General features: G+C 57.7%; 6 protein-coding genes and 1 pseudogene. All 7 read right to left on the bottom strand.

What is annotated here, in order from left to right; genetic code table 11:
- A partial coding sequence (locus Q0063_RS14340) for a hypothetical protein (protein ID WP_297872639.1) occupies nt 1-784 on the bottom strand: 784 nt, incomplete at its 3' end.
- 2 nt (nt 785-786) lie between these two features.
- Nucleotides 787-1,191 carry a synapsin-1 (Synapsin I) gene (locus Q0063_RS14335; protein WP_297872638.1) on the bottom strand — a complete coding sequence of 135 codons (405 nt, stop codon included), beginning with the start codon at nt 1,189-1,191 and terminating at the stop codon, nt 787-789.
- Nucleotides 1,188-1,946, bottom strand: a complete 759-nt coding sequence (locus tag Q0063_RS14330) for a hypothetical protein (RefSeq protein ID WP_297872637.1) — start codon at nt 1,944-1,946, stop codon at nt 1,188-1,190. The genes Q0063_RS14335 and Q0063_RS14330 overlap by 4 nt, the downstream gene beginning before the upstream one ends.
- The gene (locus tag Q0063_RS14325) at nt 1,943-2,710 is read right to left on the bottom strand and encodes a hypothetical protein (protein ID WP_297872636.1); all 768 of its coding nucleotides are present in this window, start codon (nt 2,708-2,710) and stop codon (nt 1,943-1,945) included. The genes Q0063_RS14330 and Q0063_RS14325 overlap by 4 nt, the downstream gene beginning before the upstream one ends.
- A complete protein-coding gene (locus Q0063_RS14320) occupies nt 2,707-3,462 on the bottom strand; it encodes a hypothetical protein (protein ID WP_297872635.1) in 756 nt (251 codons plus the stop codon). Before Q0063_RS14320 ends, Q0063_RS14325 begins: the two co-directional genes overlap by 4 nt.
- Nucleotides 3,459-4,199, bottom strand: a complete 741-nt coding sequence (locus Q0063_RS14315; protein WP_297872634.1) for a hypothetical protein — start codon at nt 4,197-4,199, stop codon at nt 3,459-3,461. The genes Q0063_RS14320 and Q0063_RS14315 overlap by 4 nt, the downstream gene beginning before the upstream one ends.
- Nucleotides 4,196-4,421, bottom strand: a pseudogene (locus Q0063_RS14310) (hypothetical protein); the annotation flags it as partial. The pseudogene Q0063_RS14310 and the gene Q0063_RS14315, both read right to left, overlap by 4 nt.

Genomic DNA, 4,421 nt, shown 5'->3' with positions numbered 1-4,421 from the left:
GCTCATCCTCAATGCCCTGGCGGATGGCATCCTGATAGCCGGTCAGCTCATAGCCTGACAAAATCAGCGGCTCAAAGCCGGTTTCTGTTTCTTCCTCGGGGTCTTCCTCATACAATACCGCGCTGAGAGGGCTATAAAGGTTTAATTCCGTTATTTTTTCTTCTACAGGAATCACCTCGATTTCACGTGATTTTACGGGTTCCTCTGGGGCCAGCAGGGTTCCGAAGCCCATGCGCTCCAGCACCTTCCGGTACAGTTTCTCCTCAAATGCCAGATACTCCGGCGCGGAGGTATCAACCTCCCGCAGGATGGCCTCCTCATAGCAGGTCCCGGTCACGATCTCCCAATCCACCGCACCGAACCGGGCGGCGGTCAGCCAGCGCAGAAGCTGGCAGCCATCCATCTGCTCGAACATACCACAGCTGTCCTCGTAGGCGAAATAGCTGTACAGGCCGATGCCCGTCATCTTTTTCGCCGCGCGGAACAGCGTGAAGCCCTGGGGGTCCAGGCTGGGGGAGACCGTCTCATAAAACCGGATCATCTCCGCCAGGGAAGACAGCTTTGGGCAGTAGGCGTCCAAAGCGGCTTGCAGAGCTTCCGTCTTTTTCTCAGAAAACCGGAGCCGACTCCGGACCTCGCTGCAATCGCCGCCGAGGCGATGGCACTCCAGTTCGCTCTTTTCCAGAGCCTTTTGTGCTCGATCCAACTCCCTCTGTGTGGTTTCCAGGCGGGCACAGGCAGCGGGATACTCCCGGATCGCCTGGAGCATATCTCTCGGACCCATTGTCAGCCCGCCTTTCGGAACCGTGCGAGGAATCGGTCCAGCACACGAATGCGTCCGCCCACCTTCATGGAGGACACCTCCAGGCCGTTCATCTGGCTTTGGATACGGCGGCGAATGGCCTGGAGGGCCTGCCGGTCGTTGCAGCATTCCAGCACGATGTATTCGCTGCCGCGGGCCAGAACCTCCCGGTGTCCATGCTCGTCCCGGATGCTGGCCATGAGCCGCTGGCCCATGCGCTTGCGGTAACGGTCCTGAAGGAGCTCCGTATCGCCGGAAACATGGTGCTTCTTGAGGATGGCGGCAATTTCGCCGGAGCTGATTTTCATATTGGTGAACAGCGCCGTCAGGATTTCCTCCTCCGCCTCCGGAGGCAGGAGGGGCCTGCCGGGAGGACTTTTTTGTGTCATCGTTCAACCTCCTTTCTCTTATAGCGGCGCTTTGTTTGTGCGGTTCTCTGGGACAAAACAGGATCGACGGCGCCACTGTAGAAAACGAAAACATTCCCGATTTGCTCCATCCCCTTGCCCTGAATGTCGGGCGGCAGGGTTTCCGGCGTGTAAGCCGCCAGGAACCGTTTGGACATGGGGTTGCGGGGCGTGTCCAGGTAGCAGCTGTAGAGATGGTCCCCCTCCCTGTAGACCGCAGCGTAAGCCCTTCCGGTACGCTCCTGGAGAAACGCGGCCACGGCCTGTTTTTCCAGAAGGAAGTCCGGCTGGACGCCCAGCTCCAGTTCATGTGCCATGGTGTTGATGTACCGGGACATCTCGAAAGCGCCGGCACAGCCGTACTCCGGGGCCGCGGGGCCATAGCGGTCTGTATATAAGGCCCACTTTTTCGGCTCGTCGGGATTTTTGAAATCAAGACGAAACGAAAGGCCCTCCCGCCCGGTGTCCAGGGGCTGGAACCGAACGCAGTCGTACACGGCTTTTCTGTTCAGGCACTTGATGTTTTCAAACCAAAGGGTATAATGGTCCAGAATGAAAGACGCCTGGATGCGGGTGACCGCCGGGGCCATCTGCCGCAGCCGCCCCGGCAGGGCGTCGAAGCGGCAGGAAAACCCACGCCATCCCGCTCCCAACTGTGTTTGCAGGTCTTTGCTTTCAAAAGCGGCGGCCCGGTACTGACTCTGCCACTGGCGGACAGAGCGGCTCTCTTGCGTCATCGTTCCGATCCTCCCCGTTTTTTGTCCGGCTTTCTTCCGTCAGGCTCATAGTCCTGGGGAACCAGCATCCTGTGGTCATGGCGGCTGACGTAGAAGCCGTTGATCTGTACAGCCTGACCTGCCTGGAATCCGGGAGGGGCGTAGGCCGGGATCGGGGTTGCGTGGATAAACTCCTTGCGGTTCTCCCTGGCCAGAAAAACGCTGTAGGTGTGGGCGTCGATCCGGTGCAGGTCTGTGAAACCCTTCAGGTCCGGTTGGCTGGCGATGTAATCTGCGACGGCTTTTTTCTCCGTAACCAGCGGGCCGGGGGCGCCCTGCTCCAGTTCCGCCCCCAGTTTGTTGACATACCGGATCATATCCCGCACGTTGGCGCATACGAACTCCGGCAAAGTCTCCAGATCTCCAATGCCATAACGTTCCGAGAACAGCGCCCATTTCGCTCTTACCGCCGTGTAGTCCAAAGTGACTAAAAAATATTTCCCGTCCCTCTCCCCGGAGATTGGCTCGAAACGGACGTCGTCATACAGGGGACCGGCGACTTGGGCGTTATTTTTGAACCAGATATAAAAGTTGTCCAAAATAAAAGGGTTGGTGACGCCCATGACCACTTTGGCGATCTTCTTCAGCCGGTTTGCCAGGGCTTTATCCTGGCAGAGCCAGTCGTACCAACCCGCTCCGCATTGGGTATGAATGTCCGGGCTGTCAAAAGCACCCGCCTTGAAGCGCTCCTGCCACTGGCGGACCGTGTGTGTTTCCGGCGTCATCGTTGGGGGCCTCCTCTTTTAGGAGCATTCTTTCGCCCGGAGCGCCCAAGGTCCGGGTCGGCCTTTACTTCATGGTCATGGCGGCTGACGTAGATTCCGTCAATCCGCACCGCCTGTTCCTCCTGAAATCCAACCGGGGCACGGGCAGGATTCAGGGCCGCGTGGATCAGCTCCTTGCGGTTCTCCGACGGAATAAACACGCTGTAGGTGTGGCCGCCGACCCGATGAAGGTCCGTGAAGCCCCGCAGGTCCGGCTGGCTGGCGATGTAGGCGGAGACGGCCTTCTCCTCCGCGGTCAGCGGGCTGGGAGCGCCGCTTTCCAGCTCCGCGCCCAGCTGATTCACATATGGAATCATGTTCCGCACGCTGCCGCACACAAATTCCGGCGCTTCAAATCCGTACCGCTCTGTGAACAGCGTCCATTTTTCCTTCACAGGAGGATAGTCCAAGGCGACCAGAAAATATTTGCCGTCCCGTTTTCCGGACAGCGGCTCGAAGCGGACGTCGTCGTACAGAGGGCCGGAAACCAGGGCGTTGTTCTTGAACCAGATGTAATAATGGTCCAAAATAAAAGGATTGGTGACGCCCATGACCACTTTGGCGATCTTCCTCAGCCGGTTTGCCAGGGCTTTATCCTGGCAGAACCAATCGTACCAGCCCGCACCGCATTGGGTGCTGAGGTCCGGGCTGTCAAAGGCCCCGGCCTTGAACTGCTCCTGCCACTGGCGAACGGAGATTTCCTCCCGGCTCATCGCTCTATCTCCTTTCTTTTGAAAGATTTGTTTTCTGCTTTTTGAGGGATTGGGAAGCGTGGATCTGGGCTGTAAACATGCAGCCCCCTGATAAAAACTGCCTGCTCCGGCAAAAAGCCGGGAGGTGTGTCCTTCAGGTCAGAGGCCACCATCATGATGTGCTCCCGTCCGTCTCGCCTGGCCCTGAAGCTGTAACGGCGATCTCCGTCCCGGTAGATACCGAATTCTCCGGATTCACCATGAAATATACGCGCGTATGCTGAGGCGGCCCGCTTCTCCGCAACGATGGGGGATTTTATGTTCCGCTCCAGTTCAGGACTTATTTGTGCGATGTATTCCAGAAGTTCCCGAACATCCCAGCAGTCAAACTCCGGCGCATCCTCGCCATACCGCCCCGTAAAAAGCGACCATTTTCTACGGTGATGGGGGTTGTTCAATGTGACCAGGAATGTTTTATCATCATCCTCCTCCCGCAGAGCGCAAAAGCCCACTTCATCGTATAGCTTCCTAAACCGTGTGGGCAGCCGCCGGAATGAAACGCAGAAATTATCCAGGATGTAAGGGCTTGTAATGCCCATGACCACTTGTGACAGCTGTTTTGTGCGGTCAGCCAGAGTTTTGGCCGGGTACTCCCAAGAGCGCCAGCCAAGCCTTTCCCGTGTGGAATAATCGGAGTAGTCAAGGCCGCCCGCCCTATATAATTCCTGCCACTGGCGGACGGAGATTTCCTCCCTCATAAAGAACGCTCCTTTCCTTGCGGGAGAAAGCCTTCAAGGATATCTGCGATGGCGGTGAACACCTCCGCCAGCTCACGGGCCTCTTTGACAGAATCCTCAATTTCGTCGGGCCGCATGCGGGTATTCTCCACCCAGATACGGACATTTGCCTCCGTGGGGGTCAGCAACACGGCCCGCTCAAAGGCTTTACAGAAGAGAGAAGCGATCTTGCCCCGGCGGTCC

Source organism: uncultured Oscillibacter sp. (assembly GCF_947654275.1).
Classification (GTDB): domain Bacteria; phylum Bacillota; class Clostridia; order Oscillospirales; family Oscillospiraceae; genus Oscillibacter.
Note: the sequence above shows the minus strand (reverse complement) of the source record. Positions and strands in the feature narration are given on the sequence as shown.

Bases quoted from the DNA above. Each gene is read 5' to 3' on its own strand.
- Q0063_RS14335 (WP_297872638.1), bottom strand. From the start codon at position 1,191: ATGACACAAAAAAGTCCTCCCGGCAGGCCCCTCCTGCCTCCGGAGGCG.
- Q0063_RS14330 (WP_297872637.1), bottom strand. From the start codon at position 1,946: ATGACGCAAGAGAGCCGCTCTGTCCGCCAGTGGCAGAGTCAGTACCGG.
- Q0063_RS14325 (WP_297872636.1), bottom strand. From the start codon at position 2,710: ATGACGCCGGAAACACACACGGTCCGCCAGTGGCAGGAGCGCTTCAAG.
- Q0063_RS14320 (WP_297872635.1), bottom strand. From the start codon at position 3,462: ATGAGCCGGGAGGAAATCTCCGTTCGCCAGTGGCAGGAGCAGTTCAAG.
- Q0063_RS14315 (WP_297872634.1), bottom strand. From the start codon at position 4,199: ATGAGGGAGGAAATCTCCGTCCGCCAGTGGCAGGAATTATATAGGGCG.